Consider the following 20819-nt stretch of genomic DNA (forward strand, 5'->3'; position numbering starts at 1 on the left):
GCCGTCACGCGGACCGGCGCTCCTCGCGGGCGGCGATGGCCGCCTGGATGCGGCGCAGGGTGCGCAGCGCCTTCTTCGCCGCGGCGCGGACCTCGCCGTCGAACACCGTCGAGCCGCGGTCCTCGGCCTGCAGCCGCTCCAGCGTCGGCGCGACGCGCTCGTCGCCGGTCGAGCCGAGCGCGACGGCCGCCCAGTAGCGCCGGTTCGGGTCGGGGTCGTCCGCCGCCGCCGTCAGCCTCGGGATGACCTCCGGGGCGAACTCGGCAAGGGCGCTGGCGATGTGCCCGATCCGCGCGAACCGGCGGTGTTCGAACTCGTACCACAGCGCCTCGAGTGCCTCCGGACCCCCGATCTCCGCGAGCGCCTCGGCGGCGCGCAGCCGCACCCAGTCGACCTCGTCGGCGAGCAGTGGCCGCAGCGCGGGCACGGTGCCGGCGTCACCGAGGCGGCCGAGGGCCTTGACCGCCTCGTCCACGACGATCCACTGCGGATGGTCCAGCAGCTGCACCAGCTGCGGCACCGCCTCGCGCAGCCCCATCGCGGCGCACCCCATCGCCGCCCAGGCCTGGCAGTTGTACCGCGTGTCGGCCAGCGCCGCGAGCAGCGCCTCGCGCAGGTCCTCCGGCGGGTCCGCGACGGCGAACACGGCGGCCTGGTTCATCGCCCGGGTGTAGAGCGAGCGATGGTAGTCGCCGTAGTCGCGGACCAGCGCGTGCAGGCTGGCGACGGCCGACGGGTCGCCGTCGTCGCGGGCCCGGTCGAGCAGCCCGTAGAGGTGCGCCTCGCGCGTCTCGAGGTCGCCGGCGCGCAGGCCGTCAAGGTCGGTGCTGGTCACTCCGGCCATCCTACGGCCGGGCCCGGCCGGTGGTCGCCGGCCGGGCCCGTGCGGTGCGTGCTCAGGCGGGGATGGTGAACGGGTCGCCGTAGACCTTCCAGCTCAACGGCGGGTTGAGGTCGAAGTTGCGGTTGTTGAGGAAGACCCGCTGGGCCGTGTCCACGCGGCTGGTGTCGCTGTGGGCCTCCTCGGTCTTCATCGCCGCCACCCGGGCGTCCAGGAAGGCGTGCAGGTAGGTGGCCTCGTCGCCGCCCTGGGCCGGGGGCTTGGCCTTGGCCAGGGCCGCCTTGCGGATGCCGCCGAAGCTGACGCCGCTGTTGCCCGGGCCGTGCATGACGATCGCGTCGTAGTAGATGAACTGGCCCAGCGCGCGCAGGCCGTCGGCCTTGGCCTGCTGGACGGACGGGTTGAAGTACACCCGGTCGCGCTCGTCGTCCTGGGCCCTGGTGAACTGGGGGTCGCTCGCCGCGGTGCGCCACGCCGGGACGAAGCCGTCCAGGCCGGCGTGGGAGTCGGTGCCGTTCACCGTGCGCAACGCCGGCAGGAAGCGGGCCAGGACGTTGCCGGGGACGCGCTGGGTGTACAGCTCGACCAGCTCCAGCATGTCGCCCGTGCCCGAGCAGAAGCCGATGATGCCGGCCGTGTAGCCGCGGCCGTCGCCGATGTCCTCGATGTACTTGTACTGGGCCTTCCAGTCCAGCGAGGAGTTCTCGGCCGAGGACACCAGCTGCATGGCGATGTCCTTCTTGCGCGGGTCGGTGAGGTCCTTGCCGGGAACCGGCGACGATGAGGACGAGCGCGAAGGGGACGGGGAGGCCGAGGCGGACCGGGAGGGCGAGGGCGACACCGACGGCGAGGCGGACGCACTCGACGAGGGGCCGGCCGCCGGGTTGCCGTACACCTTGAGCTCCCACAGCGAGTAGCCCCACTGCGTGCCGCGGGCCGTGCCGTAGAGCCGCACGTAGCGGCCCGTCCCGGACAGCCCCGTGAGGTCGTCGGTCCCGCCGTCGCCGCTCGTCGTGCTGTAGATGTCCGTCCAGGCGTTGCCGTCCGGCGAGGTCTGGATGCGGTACGCCTTGCCGTAGGCGGCCTCCCAGGCGAGGTTCACGTGCGTGATGGCGTACGTCGCGCCGAGGTCGACGCGGATCCACTGCGGGTCGACGCCTTCCAGGCTGCCCCAGCGGGTGCCGCCGTTGCCGTCGAAGGCCTGGGCCGCGCCGAGCGACGCGCTCTCGACCGACGACGACGTGGCGGGCCGGCCCTGGGAGAGCAGGGTCTCCGTGGCCGCGTCCGCCCCCCGCATGACGAGGACCGTCGTCACCGAGCCGGCGAGGAGCAGGGCCGCGGCGCCCAGGCCGGCGAGCCTGAGGGGGTGGTTCACGAGACGCCTCCAAACCAGAACTGTCAAGTAACTTTCCTGACAAAGATGCTGATTCGGAACCTTCGATGTCAACGGACCTAAAGCAGACTTCATTTCACGTTATGGTTGCCGACGACCGGCGCTGGAGGCGCTCCCAGCCACCGCCCGGCACGACCGGCCGATGCGGCAGGAACACGCCGCGCGGTGCGTGCGGACCGCGCCGCAGGAGAGGTGCCTTCATGTCGCGATCTACGATAGTTGCGGTAGTTTGCCCGCATATCCAAAACGGGAGGACCCGATGTCGACGGTGCTGGTGGCCGAGGACGACCTCGCGACGCCGTTCGAGCCGGGCGCCCTGCTCGAACGCGTCGAGACGCTGCTGGAGCAGTCCGGATCCGAGCTTGCTTGAATAGGGGTGTGACAGAAGGTATCGGAGACGACTGGGTCGCCCGTTTCGCGGACGAGGTCATCGAGGCCGCCAAGGACCGGCCGGCCGGCACGCCGATCGTGTGCGCGTCCGGGCTGAGCCCGTCCGGCCCCATTCACCTCGGCAACCTGCGCGAGGTCATGACCCCGCACCTCGTCGCCGACGAGCTCCGCCGGCGCGGCCACGACTGCGTGCACCTGCTGTCCTGGGACGACTACGACCGCTTCCGGCGGGTGCCGGCCGGGCTCGACGGCGTCGACGAGTCGTGGGCGGAGCACGTCGGCCGGCCGCTCACCGCGGTGCCGGCGCCGCGCGGCAGCGAGCACCCGAACTGGGCCGAGCACTTCAAGGCCGCGATGGCGGCGTCGCTCGCCGAGCTGGGCGTGACCTACCGGCCGGTGAGCCAGACGACGATGTACACCGAAGGGGCGTACACGGAGCAGGTCCTGCACGCCATGCGCGAACGGGTGCACATCGACGCGGTGCTCGCGAAGTACCGCACGAAGATCCGCCCGGAGGAGAACGACGAGGACGGCGAGGGCGCGGCCGGCTACTACCCCTACCGGCCGTACTGCTCGGTGTGCGGGCGCGACACCACCACCGTCACCGCCTACGACGACGACACCACCGAGCTCACCTACACCTGCTCCTTCGGCCACGGCGAGACGGTCCTGCTGCGCGAGCACCGCGCCGGGAAGCTGGTGTGGAAGGTCGACTGGCCGATGCGGTGGGCCTACGAGGGCGTGCACTTCGAGCCGTCCGGCGTCGACCACACGTCCCCCGGCTCGTCCTACGTCGTGGGCAGCCAGCTCGTCGCCGAGGTGTTCGGCGGGCGGCCGCCGATCGGCCCGATGTACGCCTTCGTCGGCATCGCCGGCATGGCGAAGATGAGCAGTTCCCGCGGCGGCGTCCCGACGCCGGCCGACGCGCTGCAGATCATGGAGCCGTCGCTGCTGCGGTGGCTGTACAGCCGGCGGCGGCCGAACCAGTCGTTCAAGGTCGCCTTCGACGACGAGATCCAGCGGCTGTACGACGAGTGGGACACGCTCGGGCGCAAGACCGCCGCCGGCACCGCCCCGCCGGCCGACGCCGCCGCGTACCACCGCGCCACCAGCACCGCGCTCGGCGTGCTGCCGGCCACGCCGCGGCCCCTGCCGTACCGGATGCTTGCCTCCGTCGCCGACATCACCGTCGGCGACCCGGCCCAGATGCTGCGGATCCTGACCGACATCGACCCGGCCGACCCGGTGGTGTCGCTCGACGAGGCCCGCCCCCGGCTGGACTGCGCGCTGCGGTGGGTCACCACCTGCGTGCCCGCCGAGCAGCGCACGCACGTCCGGGCCGATCCGGACGCCGAGCTGCTGTCGTCCCTGACCGACGATCAGCGCGACGCCCTGGCCCGCCTCGCGGGCGGCCTCGACGCGCACTGGTCCCTCGACGGCCTGACGACGCTGGTGTACGGCGTGCCGAAGCTCCAGCTCGGCCTGCCGCTCGACACGCCACCGACCCCGGAGCTGAAGGTGGCGCAGCGGGAGTTCTTCTCCCTGCTGTACCGCCTGATCGTCGGCCGCGAGTCGGGGCCGCGCCTGCCCACGCTGCTGCTGGCGGTGGGCGCCGAGCGGATCCGGGCGCTCATCGCCTGATCAGCCGCCGGTCCACGGTCGCGGCGATGCGCCGGTCGCGGAAGTCCGGCACGGTGGCGGCTCAGGGCCTCCACTGCGTACTGCGGCGGGTCCAGGGGTTGTCGCCGTCGTCGACCGGCAGGGCGACCCGCGCGGTGCACACGGTCCGGTCCTCGTCGCCAACCGTGAGCCGCAGGGCGAGCGTCACCCAGCCGCAGCCCGTGGCGTCGGTGCTCACCTCGGTCACCTCGCCGGCGACGACCATCCGATCGCCGGGGTAGACCGACGCACGCATCCGGAACTCCATCCGGCCGAGCCGGGCCCTCGGGCCCGCCCAGTCAGCAATGCACCGCTCGAACCAGTGCGCCTGGTTGGGGGTGTTGAGGAAGATGTCCCGCGTGCCGCTGTGGTGGATCGCGAAGTCGCGGTCGTGGTGCATCGGCCGCCAGTCCCGCGTGGCCAGCGCGCCGAGCACCACGCTGGTGGCCGTCACGTCGTGGGACACCTCCGGCAGCCGGTCGCCCACCGCCACGTCGGCCAGCAGCAGGTTGACCGCCCGGGCCACGCTCGTCATTGCCCGTCCCTCCGGTAGCCGAAGAAGGTGTAGCTGTCCACGCCGACGAGGTCCCCCCGTTGGTTGCGGTACTCCACGTCCACGACCCAGAACAACCCGGTGCCGAGCCGGGTCGTCTTCGGCTCGCTCACCGACCGCAGCACCTGGCTGGTGGTCATCGTGTCGCCTACCCGGACCGGCTCATGGAAGACCAGCGTGTTGTGCGAGACGATCGCCTCGGGCAGGCGCAGCCGCTCCTTGAGGTCGAAGTGCGCCTGCAGCGGCAGCAGTTCCAGGCCCCGGTCCGGTGCCCAGTGGTGTGGGCGGAACCAGGTGGAGAGCATCGTTGGCGGGGCGATCGGTCCGCCCGTGATCTCGGCCGCCGCGTCGGCGTCCCAGAACAGCGGGTTGCCGTTCTCCACCGAAGCGCATCCGGTCCAGATGTAGCCCTGCTCGACCGGAAACTCAGCCACCTGGGTGTACTGCGGTATGCCGACCAGTTCCTCGTACCATCGTTGCGGCCCGCTCACGTCGTTGTTCCTCCATCCACTCCGTGTCCTGCCACGATGTGCCGTATCGTCCGGCGCGCTTCCCGCCCGGTGCCCCGCGTCGCGCTCAGACGGCACCCGCCTCGCGCAGCCTGGCGAGGTCGTCCGCGGTGAGCCCGAGTTCGCCGGAGAGCACCTCCTCGGTGTGCTCGCCGAGCCAGGGCACCCGCCGCTGCGGCCCGTCGGCGACCTTCGACAGCTTCACCGGGTTTCCGGGCACGAGCACCGGCTCGGGCTCCCCGTCGGGACGCGGCATCGCCACGAGCATGTTGCGTGCGCGCACATGCGGGTCCGCGACGACCTCCGCAGCGGTGAGGCACGCCCCGGCGGCGATGCCGGCCCCGGCGAGCAGTGCGCACGCCTGTGCCCTCGTGAGCCCGGCCGCCCACGCCTCGACGGCGGGGCGGACGACCTCCTCGAAGTGCGCAACCCAGCCCGTGCGCTCGGCGAAGCGCGGGTCGCTCGTCCATTCCGGCCTGCCGACCGTGCCGGCGAGTGCCGTGAACTGGTGTTCGCGCCCCACCTGCAGGACGAACCAGCCGTCGGACGCCCGGCAGGAATGCATGATCAACGGCGGTCCGCCGTCGTCGGACCGCATGCCCAGCGACCAGAAGTTGGTCACCAGGTCGGTGATCGCGACGATCGAGTCGAACATGGACACGTCGAGGTACTGCCCGTGGCCGGTGCGGTCGCGGTGCCGCAGCGCCGCGAGGATGCCCACCGACGTGAACAGGGCGGCGCCGATGTCGGCGACGCCGCCCATGGGGGCGACGAGCGGCGGCCGGTCACCCTCACGGCGATACTCGTAGATCCCGGACATCGCCTCCACCACGGGGGCGTAGGCCGGCCAGGTGCGGTACGGCGACACACTGTCGCCGCCGAAGACGGTGTTGCCGAAGCCCGACACCGACACGTACACCACCCGCGGCCAGCGCCCGGCGAGGTCGCCGTAGCCGAGCCCGAGCCGGTCCATCGTGCCGGGCTTGAAGTTCTCGGCGACCACGTCGAAGCGACCGGCGAGCACGGTGAACAGTTCCCGGCCCTCGGGGTGCTTCAGGTCGAGCGTCACGCTGCGCTTGCCGAGGTTGTTGCGCAGGAACGTCGCTCCGACGTGTCGCCCGTCGGGATCGGTGATGCCTGGCCTGGAGGCACGGCCGGACTCCCCGCCGCGCGGACTCTCGACCTTCACCACGTCGGCGCCGAGGCGAGCCAGCAACTGGGTGGCGTACGGGAGTGCCTGCATCCCCTCGGCGGCCAGGACCCGCACGCCGTCCAGTGGCTTGCCGAAGTCGGCGGCGGCGGCGTTCGCGACCGCGCCGAGATCCAGGTGTGGCGGCATGGAACCCCTTAGTTGTCGGGTGCGCCGCGGTCCTCCGGCGCCCATGGGACGAGGAACCGGCTCACCCATCGGATGAGCTGGGCGAAGAGCACCCCGAAGAGCGCGACGAGGACGATCCCCACGAACATCTCGTCGTTGATGAACAGGTTGCGCGAGTTGAAGATGAGGTAACCCAGCCCGTCCTGACCGACGAGGAACTCGGCCGCGACGATGACCAGCACGGCGACCCCGGCCGCGACCCGCATCCCGACGAGCATCTGGGGCAGTGACGCGGGGAGCAGGACGTGCCGGAACATCTGCCAGCGACCCGCGCCGAAGACGACCGCGCTGTCGCGGTAGCCGATGGGCACGCTCATGATCGCGGCCATGGTGGCGATCCAGACGAAGAAGAAGACGGTCACCGCCACCAGGGCGATCTGTGAGCGCTCGCCGAGGCCGAAGATGTTGAACAGGATCGGGAGCAGGGCGAGCTTCGGCACCACGTACAGCGCGTCGAGCGTGGGTTCAAGCGCCCGCCGGATGAGCGGAGCCCAGCCCATGAGCAGGCCGAGCACGGCGCCGGTGACCGAGCCGATCCCCCAGCCGAACAACACCCGGCGCATCGTGGCGAACACGTCGTGCCACAGCACTCCCTCGGTGGACAGCCGCCATCCGGTCTGGGCGATGGTCACCGGCGTCGGGTAGAGCCTGGCATCGATCCAGCCGAGATCGGACGCGGCCTGCCAGAGCCCCAGCAACGCGATCGGGACCGCCACCGCCAGACTGATCTCCAGCGACTGGCGTCGGCGATGGGCCCGCTGCGGTTCCAGCTCGGACTGGCCGGGGCCGTAGGCGATGGTCCGCGTGGCCGTAGCGTCGGGCCCACGGCTGCCGTGCCCGGGCCGTCGCTCAGTTGTCATCGCCATCCCGCGCTCCTCGGTTGTCGCGTCCCGTCGCGTGTCCTGTGCGGGCCGGGCGCCGGTCGGCCGGCGCGCCCGGCACCGGCCGGAGTTGGCCACTGACCTCGACCCGCAGGGTCTGCCACAGCTCGTTCTCCAGCGCGGAGAACTCCGCAGACAGCCGGATCTCGGGGCTGCGCGGGCGGTCGAACGGCACCGTGCGGTCCAGCAGGATCCGGCCCGGACGCGCGCTCATGACGACGACCCGGTCGGCGAGCAGGATCGCCTCGGACAGGCTGTGGGTCACGAAGAGCACGGTCCGCTGTTCGGTCTGGCAGATCTCGAGCAGCTCCTCCTGCAGCAGCGACCGCAACTGGGCGTCGAGGGCGGCGAACGGCTCGTCCATGAGCAGCACCTCGGGCTCGGCGGCCATCGCCCGCGCGATCGACACCCGCTGGCGCATGCCGCCGGAGAGGTTGTCCGGCCAGGCTCCGGCGAAGTCGGCCAGCCCCATCCGCTCCAGCCAGTAGCGTGCCCGCGCGTCGGCGGTCCTGCGGTCGACGCCCTGGACGTCCAGTCCGAAGCGCACGTTCTCCAACACCCGTTTCCACGGGTAGATGCCGTAGTCCTGAAAGATCATCGCTACCGGGTACGGCGAGCCGACGCGGATGTTGATGCGGCCGCCGCTCGGCCGTACCAGCCCCGCGACGGCGCGCAGCAGCGTGGACTTGCCGCAGCCGGACGGGCCGACGATGGAGACGAACTCGCCGGGCGCGACATCAAGGCTCACCGGTCCGAGCGCCTCCACCGTCCTCGACCCCCGGCCGAAGGTGCGAGTCAGGTCGCGGATCCCGATCTTCACAGGGTCACCCCCCAGCGGCGTGCCGGTTGCGGGCCGCGGTGCCGCAGCGCGCTCATTGCTGGGCCTCCGGCGGGTAGTCCACGACGATGTCCCGTCCGGCCAGTGGGCCACCGGCGAGTGCCGATGCCGCCATGGCACGCAGCTGCGACGCGGGGATGAGGCATTCACCGCAGGCTCCCGGTCCTGGCCTGACGGTGAGCCGGACGTTGCCGGCGGTCGTCACGACGTCCATCCGGTAGTTGTCGGCGGCGAACGCGGTGGCGATCCCGGCGAGCGCATCGGCCGCGGCGTCCCCGGCGCCCGCAGCGTCGTGCTCGGACTGTTGCGTCATCTCGGCTTCCCTTCTGTTGTCGGCCGCCACTGGTCGCCTACCGGCTCCGTCACGAGGTGATGGCTCTGGAACGGTGCGAAGAACCAGCTTTGCTGCATCCCGGTCGCGTGCACGTAGACGAGCCGGATCTGCTCCGGGGAGGCGACTGCCGCCGCCCGCAGCGTTTCGTGCGGCCCGGTGAGCCGCGCATAGAGCGAGGCGCGGATCGTGTCCTTGTCGGTGTACCCGCCGGCCGAGAGCACCGCGGCATGCTCGTGCCCGACGACGAAGAGGAACGGCCGGCCGGCGTAGAAGCTGGAGTCGGTCGCCACGTCGCGGTGCAGCCAGTTGACGTGGCAGGCGGTGCGGGCCGCGAGCCCGAGCTGACCGAGCAGTTCCTCGGCGTCACGGCTGTGGCAGATGACCGACGACTGCCACACCGAGGCGTACAGGCTCACCGCGTCGGTGCCCGCGGGCAGACCCATCTCGGTCGTCAGCGGGGTCCACGGGCTGTCGTCCTCCGCCTCGCCGAAGCACCAGGAGTAGCGGCCCGGGTGGCCGAACGTCGACCGGTCGAACTTGCCGTGCACCGACCGGGCGCCGTTGCGTACCAGCAGCCGCAGCGCGCGGCCGATCGTCGCGTTGGCCCGGGTGCCCGGGCCGAGCGCGCCCTCGCCGCTGTTGAGCCCGATCCGGTCGCGCACCGGGCCGTGGACGATGACGATCTGCTGCGCGCCCGACAGCGTGGCGGTGTGGCCGTGCAGGTTGTACTCGGGCCGGCCCAGTGCCCGCGCGGCGGCGAGCACGACGGGGAAGTGTTCGGGCAGCGCCCCGGCCATGACGGCGTTGGCGGCGACGACCTCTGCGGTGACGGTCAGGTCGTTGCGGGTGGGAATCCGGAACACGACGTGCCCGGCCGGCAGGCCCACGGTGTCGAGCATCTGCGCCACCTTCGCCCGGGTCGGTACGACGACGGGGAGGCCGTCGGTCCAACCGCGCCCGTAGAACTCCGCGAGCGCGGCGTCGGCGGACCCGAACGTCTCGGGGTTCGGCGTCTCGGCCTCGGCGTGGGCGGTCGCTGCCGGAGTGGCGCCGTCGTGGGTCCGGGCCGGGCGTCCGGTGAACAGCAGGCGCTCGATCTCGGGGGCCAGCACGACAGCCCGCGCCTCGGTCTCCTCGGCGGTGAGGTTGCCGACCGGGAACTTCGTGACGGCGAACGGGTAGTCCGGCATCCCGGAGAGCCTGCGCATGTAGTCGACCGGGCTGACGAGCGCGTCGGCGATGATCGCGACCGACGGGATCCCCAGCGCCTCGAAGTCGATGGCGTCCCGGATCGTCCGGGAGGAGCAGGACCCGCAGTCGCCGATCGCGGCGACCACGGCGTCGGCGGTGGCGGCGATCTCGGCGATGTCCTCGTCGGTGGCCGGGACGCTCACCGAGGGCTTGCGGTAGTGGCGCGCCTCCAGGTCCGGAAGGGACGCACCGAGGTGGCGGGCCACCGCCAACAGCAGCTCGCTGCCGTTGACCTTGCCGTTGCTCACCAATGCGACGCGGAGTCGGTCGCGGCGCACGGGCGCGGGCGCCATGCCGCGCTGCGCCGCCGGCGACATGCCGAGGGGCCGTACCACCTCGACTCGCGCCGTGCCCGGGTGGCCGGACGATGCGCCGGCGTCATCGTGGGGGCTGTCCACAGCGGCCTCCTCCTGGGTCGGGGTGTGTGCCATCGCTTCACCTCACCTTGGTTTCGTGTCGTCCTGGCGTGCGCCGGCTCCCGCGCCGGGCGCGACCCGAGCCGCCTCCTGCGCGAGCGCGACCAGGCCGGTCCCGAGTTCGACGAGCCGGTCGCCGGTCTGCTTGCCGTGGTGCAGCGGAACCATGAGCGCGATCTCGGGACCCCCCTGCGGGCCGAGGATCGGCACCGAGATGTGATTGACCCGGTAGGACGCTGCCGGGCGGATGTCGTCCAGGTGGTAGCCGTGCCGCCGCAGCGCCTGTCCGAGGTGGACGAGCAGTTCCGTGCTGATCCCCGCGGTCTCCAGGCGCTGTGCCCGGAGTTGCTGCGCGAGTTCGTGGTCGGGCGGCAGGTCGAGCCCGACCACGAAGCCCCGGTCGCGTGCCGTGGCGACGTCACCGAGCAGCCCGGGCATCTCCTCCGGGCCGACCGGCGGGTTCGCCGCCGCCATCCAGGCGTCGAATCGGCCCGGCGGATACCACGCCGACAGTGCCAGCCCGAACGGTGGCGCGAAGGGCATCCGCACGCCCGACCGGGCGAGGCCGTGCAGCGGGTCGCCGAACCCGGAGCGGGACAGCACGACGAGCTGACCCTCGGCGACCGCCACGGCCACGCAGCCGACGTCGTACCCGGCGGCGAACCGGTCCATGAGCGGCCGGATCGGGCCGGTGTCCGGGAACCGCCCGAGCGCCGCCGAACCGGCGCCGATGAGCGTCGGACCGAGGCTGTAGCAGCGCGTCGTCGGGTGCTGGAGGAGCCACCCGTCGTCGAGCAGCGTGCTGATGATGCTCAGCAGCGTGGCCTTGTTGATGCCGAGCTCCCGGGACAGCTCCGACAGGCCGAGCGCCTCGCCGGTGTGGCCGGCGAGGAACTCCATGACGGCCACGACGCGCGCGGTGGTGTTGGAACGTCTTGGCATACCGACCTAACCCTGGTGGCCGACGACCAGCTGGTACAGCGACCTGTCGACGACCCTCTCCTCGGGCAGCGGCGTGGCGTAGCGGATCGCACCGGTCTGCAGCCACACCTCCTGCATGGCCTTGGAGGTGCCCGCCCGGATCTCCCAGTCGAAGACCAGTGGCGGCGTGGACTTCAGCGTCTCGGGCTTGAGGTCGAGCAGCGGGGCGAGCTCGTTGAGAAAGTTCGCGTCGGCCTTGTAGTCGCCGGTGAAGTAGGTGCTGATGGTGCGGAAGTAGGCGCGCATGAACGCCACACCCACGTCACGGTGCTCGCGGAGCAGCTTCGGGCCGTAGATCAGCCCGCCGAGCGGCTCGCCGGGCGGCTGTCCGCCGAGGAAGTTGTAGGTGGGGCGGTCGACAACCTGGTTCCACGCGGGGGTGAGCAGCCAGGCAGCGTCGATGGCGCCGTTCTCCAGCGCGGTGAGCTGCTCGCTGGGCTTGAGCGTCTGGAACGTGACGTCCTTGACGGTGAGCCCGCCCTTGGCGAGGGCCTGGCTGATCGGGAGCAGGATCGTGCTGCCGATCCCGGCGGCCGAGCCGACCTTGCCGCCACGCAGTTTCGACATGTCGTTCTTGCCGACCGCCCACAGGCCACTCTTGGACTCCGGCGCCTCGCTGTAGTTGCCGGCGACCCAGCGGAGGTCATACCCCTGGTTCAGCGCGTTGTGAAACGACGCGTCCGGACCCGACTGCCAGGCGTCGAGCTGCCCGCTCGCGAGCAGGCTGAGCGCGTCGGCGGGTGGGACGATCTTGATCTCGACGTCGAGGTTCTCCTTGGCGAACTCACCCTTCGCCTGCGCCCAGTACATCGGGCCCTGCAGCTCGGCGGACTTGGTGGTCAGCGCGATGACGAACTTCGTGCGCTCCTGCAGCGGCTGCGGCTCGGGGAATCCGGGCTTGCAGCGGGCGGCCTTGCGGGTCGGGCTCCGGTCGGCCGGGTCGGTCCATGCGTTCTCACACCCGGCGACGGGATCGATCTTGCCGGTGACCGCGGGTCCCGCCGGGGCATCGGTGGTCTTCGTCTTGGACGCGCATCCTGCGGTGGCAAGGACGGCCACCAGTAACGGCGCTACATACCTCAAGGTCTTTCCCACGCGACCCTCCGGTTGTATATGCAACCGACGTGGCTGCGGGACCGATCGTAGGGTCGGCCCCGTAGTCGGTCAAGCGTTTGCTTGATTTCGTCCGATGCCCCGGCAGCGGCCCGTCCCCGCGCCGTCCGCCTCGATCGCTTGCCGCAGACCGCGCTGTTGACGAGGCGGAGCCACACTGCCTACCCTTCGACCAAGCGCTTGCTACATTCCCTCACCGGGGCTCCATGCCGAGGCGGTCATCCTTGCCGCGGCACCGTCGGAGGCCGGTGGCGCACGAGGGATCGCTTCGCGATGCACGGGCCGACACGCCCGGCCGTGACGATCGTGCGTGCGGCGCCCGACCAGGAACCCCGACCCGGCTCAGCCGAGGGTTCCCAGCTCCTGCCCGGTCAGCCGGCCGGCGGGCAAGGGTGCGGTCCGGCGCAGATGGTCGCGGTGCTGCGAGGCTCGATGACGTTCCCGGCGTGACGGCACACCGCTGCTGCGTGCACCCGCGCGGCCGGGCGCAGCCGGGACGACGAGTAGTTCGGCTGGACACGATGTGCGTGAGCGGCGGGCGGGGCATGGCTACGGTCATGGACCGCCGGAACCGAGCGCACCGACAGCGGGAGGTCTGACGATGGCGGACTCGGCGGAGTCCAGGGATTCGGGGGCGACGGGGTTGCTGGCCGGGGTACGGGTCGTCGAGTGCTCGCTGCTCGAACCCGGCTCCCTCGGCATGATCCTCGGTGACCTCGGCGCCGACGTGATCAAGGTCGAGGCACCCGGCGGTGACTACATCCGCCGGCTGGGCTGGCCGTTCGTCGACGGCGTGTCGATCCTGCACTGGCACGTCAACCGGGGCAAACGCAGCATCGAGCTGGACCTGCGCACGCCCGAGGGGGTCGAGGTGTTCCTCGACCTGGTCCGTTCCGCCGATGTGGTCGTCGAAGGCATGCGCCCGGGAGCGCTGCACCGCCGCGGGGTCGGCTATGACCGGCTGCGCGAGGTGAACCCGGCGATAGTGTTCTGCTCCCTGTCCGGCTTCGGCCTGACCGGCCCGTACAGCGACCTGCCGTCGCATGGGGTCGGCTTCGACGCGTGGGCCGGGGTGGCACCGCCCGGCGTGGACACGCAGGGCGCCACCTACCTCGCCGACCACACGAGCATCGGGACCAAGGTGGGCCCGGTCTGGGCCGCGATGGCCGTGGCCGCCGCGCTGCTGCGCGCCCGCACGACCGGACGGGGTTGCCAGCTCGACATCGCGCAGAGCGACGCCGCCGCGGCGGCCAACTGGCTGCCGATCGAGGGATCCCGTGCCTACGAGCGACCGGAGCCCGACGTCACCGGCAACCCGGCCGACGGGGGCGAGCGCCGGGTCCCCGGGCCGGGCGGCATGGAGGAGGCGGTGCGCTACCAGTACTACCGCAGCGGCGACGGGCACGTGCTCTTCATGGCCTCCGAGCGGGAGTTCTGGGAGAACTTCTGCCGGGGCGTGGGGCGGGAGGACCTGTACGAGGCGCGTCCCGGCAGCCGCTACGCCGACCACGCGACCGGGGACCGGCGGCTCCGCGGCCAGCTCCAGGAGATCTTCGAAGCGCGCACCACCGCCGAGTGGGTGGCGTTCGGGCTCGCCGTGAACTGTCCCATCGCGCCGGTCAACGGCCCGGCGTCCATCCTCGCCGACCCGCAGTTCCGGGAACGGATGCCGTGGCTGCCGGCGGCCGAGTACGGCGCGGACCTGCTCCCGACCCCGGTCAACGTGGTGGGCGAGCCGCGCCACCGTCCGCGCCGCGCGCCCTCGCCCGGACAGCACACCGCCGAGATCCTGTCCGACGTGCTCGGCTACGCCCCGGAGCACATCGACCGGCTCCGCGCCTCGGGCGCCGTCCCCGGCGAACCGACCGGCCACCCCGACGTAGCAAGCTCTTGACGAGAAAGTGGTGACATGGCGAACCCAGCAGGGCACGACACGCTGCGCGAGGTCGATCTCGACCGGTTCTTCCGTCCGGAGACGGTGGCGGTGATCGGTGCCTCCGACACCCCTGGACGGCCGACGACCCTCAACTGGGGCCGGATCAGGGCCTGGGCCGAGCGGGCGGGCGCCCGCGTCTATCCGGTCAACCCCAACAAGGAGACTGTCGACGGGATCCCCTCGTTGCCGAGCGTGCTCGACGTCCCGGACGAGCTCGACCTCGCGGTGATCCTGGTCGCCGACGCCATGGGGGCGCTGGAACAGGTCATCGCCAAGAAAGCGCGGTTCGCCGTGCTGTTCGCCGCCGGGTTCTCGGAGTCCGGGCAGGAGGGCGAGGAACGCCAGCGGCGCCTGGAGGAGTTGCTCGCCACCGGCGGCGTGCGCCTGCTGGGACCCAACACCAACCTCAACGCCTTCGAGAGCTTCCGCGACGACCTGCCGGGCCGACCGATCGCCCTCATCACGCAGAGCGGACACCAGGGCCGCCCGGTCTTCCAGGGACAGGAGATCGGGATCCGCTTCAGCCACTGGGCGCCCACGGGCAACGAGGCGGACCTGGAGTCGGCCGACTTCATCCGGTACTTCGCGGACCGGCCCGGCACCGGGGCGATCGCCGCCTACATCGAGGGGTTCAAGGACGGCCGGACCTTCCAGCTCGCGGCCGACCACGCGGCCCGCCGCGGGGTGCCCATCGTGGCGGTCAAGGTCGGGCGCACGGACGTGGGCAGGTCGTGGGCGAAGTCGCACACCGGTCACCTCACCGGTGCCGATGCGGTCGTCTCGGCGGTGATGCGGCAGTACGGCGTGACCCGGGTGGACGGCCTCGACGAACTCCTCGACACCGCGGCGATGCTGGCGCGTTCGGCACCCCCGCGCGGTGATGGCGTGTGCGTGTACTCGATCTCCGGCGGGACCAGCGCGCACATGGCCGACCTGCTCACCGCCGCCGGCCTGCGACTGCCCGAGCTGACCCCGGACACCCAGGTCGCCCTGCGCGAATGGATCCCGGGCTATCTACGGATCAACAACCCGGTCGACAACGGCGGCCACCCGACCGGTGACTGGCGGGGCCGCAGAATCCTCGACACCATCGTCGCCGACCCCAACGTCGACGTGCTGGTCGTGCCCATCACCGGGGCATTCCCCCCGATGAGCGACAAGCTCGTCGACGACCTCATCGCCGTCGCCGCGACGACCGACAAGCCGGTGTGCGTCGTCTGGGGCTCGCCCGCCGGCACCGAGCCGGCGTACCGGGACGCTCTGCTCGGTTCGTCGCTACCGGTGTTCCGCACGTTCGGCAACTGCGTGACCGCGGTCCGGGCGTTCTTCGAGTACCACGCGTTCGCCCGGCGGTACCGGTCCGGCTGGGGCGGCTCGATGGACCTCGGCACGTCGCCCGGGGCCGGCGCGGCGCGGGCGCTGCTCGTGCCGGGCGCCGTCCTGCCGGAGCACCGCTCCAAGGAACTGCTGTCGGCCTACGGCATCAGGACCAGCAGGGACATCCTCTGCACCAGCGCGACCGAGGCCGTGGCCGCGGCGTCCTCGCTCGGCTACCCGGTGGTGCTCAAGGTCGCCGGCGCCGAGCTCCCGCACAAGACCGACCTCGGACTGGTGCAGGTGGGGGTGGGTTCCGGACGCGAGGTCCGGGAGGTCTACGCCCGGATGGTCGAGCGGGCCGCCGCGGCGACCAGCACGCCGATCGACGGTGTGCTGGTGTGTGAGCAGGTCTCCGGCGGTGTGGAGACCGTGGTGGGCATCGCCACGGACGAATTGTTCGGACCGACCGTCATGTTCGGCATCGGCGGCGTGTCGGTCGAGGTGTACCGCGACGTGACGTTCCGCGTGCCGCCGTTCGACCGGGACGAGGCGCTGCGCATGGTCCGCGAGGTCAGAGGGCTTCCGCTGCTCCTGGGCAGCAGGGGGCGGCCGGCCGCCGACCTCGACGCCGTCGTCGACGTCGTGATGCGGGTGCAGCAGCTGGCACGGGACCTGTCCGGCGAGCTCGCCGAGCTCGACATCAACCCGCTCGTTGCGCTACCCGACGGCGCCGTCGCGCTCGACGCGCTGGCCACCGCACGCTGACCCGCAACCACCGGACCAACCACGCGGCCGGCGCGCTAGATGTCCGTGAGGTGCACGTAGGCGACGACCTTCTCGGCGGCCATCAGCGGCTGGCGGGCCACCGTGACGCCGGTGTGGCCCGCGTTGATGATCTCGCCGTTGCCGATGTACAGGACCACGTGGCCGCCGTTGTTGGTGAAGACCAGGTCGCCCGCGCGCAGGTCCGGCCTCGCCACCCGGGTGCCCACCTTGATCTGGTCGTAGGTGACCCGCGGGAGGTCCACGCCCGCGGCCTCCCACGCCCGCATCACCAGGCCCGAGCAGTCGAACGTGTCCGGGCCCGCCGTGGCGAACCTGTACGGCTTGCCCACCTGGGCCTCGGCGTACGCCACCGCCAGGGCCACCTTGCGGGCCCGCGAGTCCGACACGAGCAGCGTCTGGCCGATGCTGATCAGCGTCGACGTGCCCAGGTTGTTCAGCCGCTGCAGCTCGGCCACCGTCGTGCCGTAGCGGCGGGACAGGGCCCACAGCGTGTCGCCCGCAACCACCACCACCGAGTCCGGCGGGGCGGCCGACGCCGGGGCAGCCGGCACGAACAGCGCCGCGAACAGCGACAGGAGCGCGAGGGGTACGTGATAGCTCATGACGGCACGGTAGCGAACATTACTCGCAAATACGGGCAATTCGGCGACCAACAGCGGCGCCGGTAGCGTACGGAGCCATGACGAGCTTCCACCATCCGGGAACGGTGCTGACCGACCACACGTTCGAGGTACCGCTCGATCATCAGGACCCGGCCGGGGAGCGGATCACGGTGTTCGCCCGGGAGGTCGTGGCGTCCCGGCAGGCCGGCGACGACCTGCCGTGGCTGCTGTTCCTGCAGGGCGGGCCCGGGCACGGTGCGCCGCGGCCGATCGGGCGGGACGCCTGGCTCGACCGGGCCCTCCAGGACTTCCGGGTGCTGCTGCTCGACCAGCGCGGGACCGGGCGGTCGACCCGGGTCACCCGGCAACGGGTCCGGGCCCGCGGCAATCCGCGGCGGCAGGCCGAGTACCTCGCGCACTTCCGGGCCGACGCCATCGTCCGGGACGCCGAGCTGATCCGCCGGCAGCTCGGCGGCGACCGGCCGTGGAGCGTGCTCGGGCAGAGCTTCGGCGGGTTCTGCGCGGTGACCTACCTGTCGTTCGCCCCCGAAGGACTCCGCGACGTCATGATCACCGGTGGGCTGCCGGGGCTGCACGCCACCGCCGACGACGTGTACCGGGCCACCTACCCGCGGGTCGCGGCCAAGAACGACGCCCACTACGCCCGGTATCCGGGTGACGTCCAGAAGGTCCGGGCCATCACGGAAGCGCTGGCGAACACCGGGATCACCGTCGAAGCGTTCCGGTCGCTCGGGCTCGCGCTCGGCTCCAGCACCGGCTCCCACGAGCTGCACTACCTGGTCGAGGACGCGTTCGAGGCACCCGGCGTGCTGTCCGACGCCTTCCTCGCCGAGGTCCGGCACCGGCTCGACCTCACCGGCGCGCCGCTCTACGCCCTGCTGCACGAGGCCTGCTACGCCCAGGGCGGCCCGACCGCGTGGGCCGCGCACCGCGTCCGCGACGAGTTCCCGCGGTTCCAGGACCCGGTCCTGTTCACCGGCGAGATGATCTACCCCGGGACGGTCGACCCCGCGTTCGCCGAGGTGGCCGACCTGCTGGCCGCCAAGGCGGACTGGCCGGCGCTCTACGACCCGCAACGACTGCGCACCAACACGGTCCCCGTCGCCGCCGCCGTCTACCACGACGACATGTACGTCGACCGGGAGCTGTCCGAGCAGACCGCGAGCAGCATCGGCAACACCCGGATCTGGGTCACCAACGAGTACGAGCACGACGGGCTGCGGGTCAGCCGCGGCGCCGTCCTCGACCGGCTCATCCGCATGACCGGGGGCGAGGTGTAAGGGCCACCCGTGCGCGGTTGGCCCTCAAGAAGCCCGGCAGCAGCGCAGATACTGGCCGCATGGAACACCCGAGCATGACCGACCTGCTGCACCCCGCCGTACCGCACGGACCGGGCGGCACCCCGCTGACCCTGCCGATCTACCAGACGAGCACGTACGAGCTGCCCCGCTCCCCCGCCGCCGCGGAGATCGCCGCCGCCGTCGCGCCCGCCGCGTTCTACACCCGCTACGGCTCGCCGAACGCGCGGGAGGCGGAGACGATCCTGGCGAAGCTGGACGGGGCCGAGGCGGCGCTGCTCGTCGGCAGCGGGATGGCGGCGGTGAGCGCGGCGCTGCTGTCCAACGTCCGGGCCGGGACCCGGGTCGTGGCGCAGACCAGCCACTACACGGCGGCGCTGACGCTCCTGCGGACCGTTCTGCCCTCGCTGGGCGTGCACGTCGATCTGGTACCGCAGCAGGACGTCCCCGCCGCCGTCGGCCCGGCGACGGACGTCGTCTACGTGGAGACGCCGAGCAACCCGACGATGACGCTCACCGACCTCGCCGCCGTCCGCGCCGCCGCCCCGAACGCGCTGCTCATCGCCGACAACACGTTCGCCACCCCGTACAACACCCGCCCGCTCGACCTCGGCGTCGACCTGGTGGTGCAGTCGGCGACGAAGTACCTCAACGGCCACAGCGACGTCACCGCCGGCGTCCTCACCGGCTCGGCGCAGCTCATCGCCCGCGCCTGGGAGACGGCCCGGGTGCTCGGGCCGGTCTGCCACCCGTTCGAGGCGTGGCTGCTGGCCCGCGGGCTCAAGACGTTCCCGCTGCGGATGGCCCGGCACAACGCCAACGGCCTGGCGGTCGCCGCGTTCCTGCAGGGCCACCCGGCGGTGCGGGCGGTGCACTACCCGGGCCTGCCGGAGCACCCCCAGCACGAGCTGGCCGGGCGCCAGATGGCGGGCTTCGGCGGGATGCTGAGCTTCACCCTCGGTACCGAGGCCGCCGCCCAACGCGTCGTCGAAGCCACGCGGCTGGCGCACAACGCGGTCAGCCTCGGCGGCACCGAGACGCTGATCACCCACGCGGCGTCGCTGGTCTTCACGCACCAGACCGAGCAGGAGCGGACGGCGTCCGGCATCGACCCGGGCATGCTGCGGATGTCCATCGGCCTGGAGGAGCCGGAGGACATCATCGCCGACCTGCGGCAGGCCCTATCGGTGTAGCGCGAGGATCTCGCCGAGGAACTCGCGGGTGTACGTCGCCACCGTGTCGAAGTCGCTCTCCAGCAGGAAGTGCCCGCCGTCGCGCAGGTGCACCTCGGCGTCGGGGACGTCCTCGCGGAACGCGAGCGCGCCCGCCGGGTCGAAGATCCGGTCGTTGCGGCCCCACACGGCCAGCACCGGCGGGTGCGCCCGGCGCAGGTACTCGTGCAGCCGCGGGTACACGTGCAGGTTCGACGGGTAGTCGCGGAAGAGGGCGAGCTGGATGGCGTCGTTGCCGGGGCGGCGCAGCAGCTCGTGGTCGTGCAGCCAGTTCTCGGGTGCGATCACGCTCGGGTCGGGCGTGCCCTCGATGTACTGCCAGCGCACCGCGTCGAGCTCCAGCGCCTCGCGCACGGGCGCCTCCGTCGCCGGCGTGGGGTCGGCGGCGTACGCCCAGATCGGCCCCCAGAACTCGGGGTTGAAGCCGACCTCGTAGCCGTTGCCGTTCTGGGTGATGATGGCCGTCACCGGCCGTTGCGGGCGCAGCGCGAGCCGCCAGCCGACGGGCGCCCCGTAGTCCTGGACGTAGATGGCGTACCGCTCGACGCCGAGCTGGTCGAGCAGTCCCGCGGTCAGCTCGGTGAGCGCGTCGAACGTGTAGCCGAAGCCGGCCGGCGCGTCCGACAGGCCGAAGCCGAGCATGTCCGGGGCGATGACGTGGTACCGCTCGCTGAGCGCCGGGATGAGCCGGCGGAACATGTACGAGCTGGCCGGGAAGCCGTGCAGCAGCACGACCGCGGGGGCCTCCGGCGGCCCGGCCTCGCGGTAGAACAGCTGGTGGCCGTCGACGACGGCGTACCGGTGATGGGTGGGACGGTCCATGGCAGCAGCCTGCGGCACCGGCGGCGGGTGGGCCGGCGGCACCGAGGAGGCTCATCCCGACCTTCGCCCTGGCACGTTTCCGGGATTCGTCCGGTCCCGCGCGCCCGTACCGTTCTTCTCAACGGCAACGACCACAGCGAACCAGGGAGATACGGATGAGCGACTTCGACTACGGCCACTACGAGGCGGGCGCCGAGAGCGGCGAGCTGGAGCACCTGCAGTCGGCTTCGGGCAGCGAGTCGGACTACGACAGCAACTTCAACGTCTA

The 20819-nt window shown here is 71.9% G+C and carries 18 protein-coding genes; 5 read left to right on the forward strand and 13 right to left on the reverse strand.

Features of this window, described 5'->3' with window-relative positions; genetic code table 11:
• Positions 1 to 4: 4 nt before the first annotated feature.
• Positions 5 to 835 carry a HEAT repeat domain-containing protein gene (locus IEZ31_RS22525; RefSeq protein ID WP_190251906.1) on the reverse strand — a complete coding sequence of 277 codons (831 nt, stop codon included), beginning with the start codon at positions 833 to 835 and terminating at the stop codon, positions 5 to 7.
• A 61-nt stretch (positions 836 to 896) separates the two neighbouring features.
• A complete protein-coding gene (locus IEZ31_RS58895) occupies positions 897 to 2216 on the reverse strand; it encodes a chitosanase (RefSeq protein ID WP_308429426.1) in 1320 nt (439 codons plus the stop codon).
• Between the two features lie 396 nt (positions 2217 to 2612).
• On the opposite strand from IEZ31_RS58895, the gene lysS reads away from it, so the two are divergent.
• Positions 2613 to 4265 carry a lysine--tRNA ligase gene (lysS, locus tag IEZ31_RS22535; RefSeq protein WP_190251907.1) on the forward strand — a complete coding sequence of 551 codons (1653 nt, stop codon included), beginning with the start codon at positions 2613 to 2615 and terminating at the stop codon, positions 4263 to 4265.
• Between the two features lie 61 nt (positions 4266 to 4326).
• Here lysS and IEZ31_RS22540 read toward each other — a convergent pair whose 3' ends face one another.
• The 9 genes from IEZ31_RS22540 to IEZ31_RS22580 form a co-directional block, all read right to left on the reverse strand.
• Positions 4327 to 4818, reverse strand: coding sequence for a hotdog family protein (locus IEZ31_RS22540; RefSeq protein ID WP_190251908.1), 492 nt, complete (start codon positions 4816 to 4818; stop codon positions 4327 to 4329).
• Entirely contained in the window at positions 4815 to 5327 is a 513-nt protein-coding gene (locus tag IEZ31_RS22545; RefSeq protein WP_190251909.1) for an FAS1-like dehydratase domain-containing protein, read from the reverse strand. The genes IEZ31_RS22540 and IEZ31_RS22545 overlap by 4 nt, the downstream gene beginning before the upstream one ends.
• 85 nt (positions 5328 to 5412) lie before the next feature.
• Entirely contained in the window at positions 5413 to 6684 is a 1272-nt protein-coding gene (locus tag IEZ31_RS22550; RefSeq protein ID WP_190251910.1) for a CaiB/BaiF CoA transferase family protein, read from the reverse strand.
• A gap of 8 nt (positions 6685 to 6692) precedes the next feature.
• Positions 6693 to 7583 (reverse strand): ABC transporter permease, encoded by an 891-nt coding sequence (locus IEZ31_RS22555; RefSeq protein WP_190251911.1) that lies wholly within the window; start codon positions 7581 to 7583, stop codon positions 6693 to 6695.
• Complete coding sequence (locus tag IEZ31_RS22560; RefSeq protein WP_229835740.1) at positions 7573 to 8424, reverse strand: ABC transporter ATP-binding protein; 852 nt, start codon at positions 8422 to 8424, stop codon at positions 7573 to 7575. The genes IEZ31_RS22555 and IEZ31_RS22560 overlap by 11 nt, the downstream gene beginning before the upstream one ends.
• A gap of 52 nt (positions 8425 to 8476) precedes the next feature.
• A complete protein-coding gene (locus tag IEZ31_RS22565; RefSeq protein ID WP_190251912.1) occupies positions 8477 to 8755 on the reverse strand; it encodes a hypothetical protein in 279 nt (92 codons plus the stop codon).
• Complete coding sequence (locus tag IEZ31_RS22570) at positions 8752 to 10458, reverse strand: UGSC family (seleno)protein (RefSeq protein ID WP_190251913.1); 1707 nt, start codon at positions 10456 to 10458, stop codon at positions 8752 to 8754. Before IEZ31_RS22570 ends, IEZ31_RS22565 begins: the two co-directional genes overlap by 4 nt.
• A gap of 9 nt (positions 10459 to 10467) precedes the next feature.
• The gene (locus IEZ31_RS22575; protein ID WP_190251914.1) at positions 10468 to 11385 is read right to left on the reverse strand and encodes a helix-turn-helix domain-containing protein; all 918 of its coding nucleotides are present in this window, start codon (positions 11383 to 11385) and stop codon (positions 10468 to 10470) included.
• 6 nt (positions 11386 to 11391) lie between these two features.
• A complete protein-coding gene (locus IEZ31_RS22580; protein ID WP_229835741.1) occupies positions 11392 to 12483 on the reverse strand; it encodes an ABC transporter substrate-binding protein in 1092 nt (363 codons plus the stop codon).
• Between the two features lie 655 nt (positions 12484 to 13138).
• Here IEZ31_RS22580 and IEZ31_RS22585 point away from each other — a divergent pair.
• Both IEZ31_RS22585 and IEZ31_RS22590 read left to right on the forward strand, forming a co-directional pair.
• On the forward strand, positions 13139 to 14431 hold the full coding sequence (locus tag IEZ31_RS22585) for a CaiB/BaiF CoA transferase family protein (protein ID WP_190251915.1): 1293 nt from the start codon (positions 13139 to 13141) through the stop codon (positions 14429 to 14431).
• A gap of 15 nt (positions 14432 to 14446) precedes the next feature.
• Positions 14447 to 16555 (forward strand): acetate--CoA ligase family protein, encoded by a 2109-nt coding sequence (locus IEZ31_RS22590; protein WP_190251916.1) that lies wholly within the window; start codon positions 14447 to 14449, stop codon positions 16553 to 16555.
• 35 nt (positions 16556 to 16590) lie between these two features.
• On the opposite strand, the gene IEZ31_RS22595 is transcribed toward IEZ31_RS22590, so the two are convergent.
• Complete coding sequence (locus IEZ31_RS22595) at positions 16591 to 17178, reverse strand: C40 family peptidase (protein WP_229835742.1); 588 nt, start codon at positions 17176 to 17178, stop codon at positions 16591 to 16593.
• Positions 17179 to 17255: 77 nt separating this feature from the next.
• On the opposite strand from IEZ31_RS22595, the gene IEZ31_RS22600 reads away from it, so the two are divergent.
• The gene (locus IEZ31_RS22600) at positions 17256 to 18479 is read left to right on the forward strand and encodes an alpha/beta fold hydrolase (RefSeq protein WP_190251917.1); all 1224 of its coding nucleotides are present in this window, start codon (positions 17256 to 17258) and stop codon (positions 18477 to 18479) included.
• A gap of 59 nt (positions 18480 to 18538) precedes the next feature.
• Positions 18539 to 19690, forward strand: coding sequence for a trans-sulfuration enzyme family protein (locus IEZ31_RS22605; protein WP_190251918.1), 1152 nt, complete (start codon positions 18539 to 18541; stop codon positions 19688 to 19690).
• Here IEZ31_RS22605 and IEZ31_RS22610 read toward each other — a convergent pair.
• Positions 19679 to 20551 carry an alpha/beta fold hydrolase gene (locus IEZ31_RS22610; protein WP_190251919.1) on the reverse strand — a complete coding sequence of 291 codons (873 nt, stop codon included), beginning with the start codon at positions 20549 to 20551 and terminating at the stop codon, positions 19679 to 19681. The genes IEZ31_RS22605 and IEZ31_RS22610 overlap by 12 nt on opposite strands.
• Positions 20552 to 20819 lie beyond the last annotated feature (268 nt).

Origin of the sequence: Dactylosporangium sucinum (genome assembly GCF_014647515.1) — a bacterium.
Taxonomy (GTDB): domain Bacteria; phylum Actinomycetota; class Actinomycetes; order Mycobacteriales; family Micromonosporaceae; genus Dactylosporangium; species Dactylosporangium sucinum.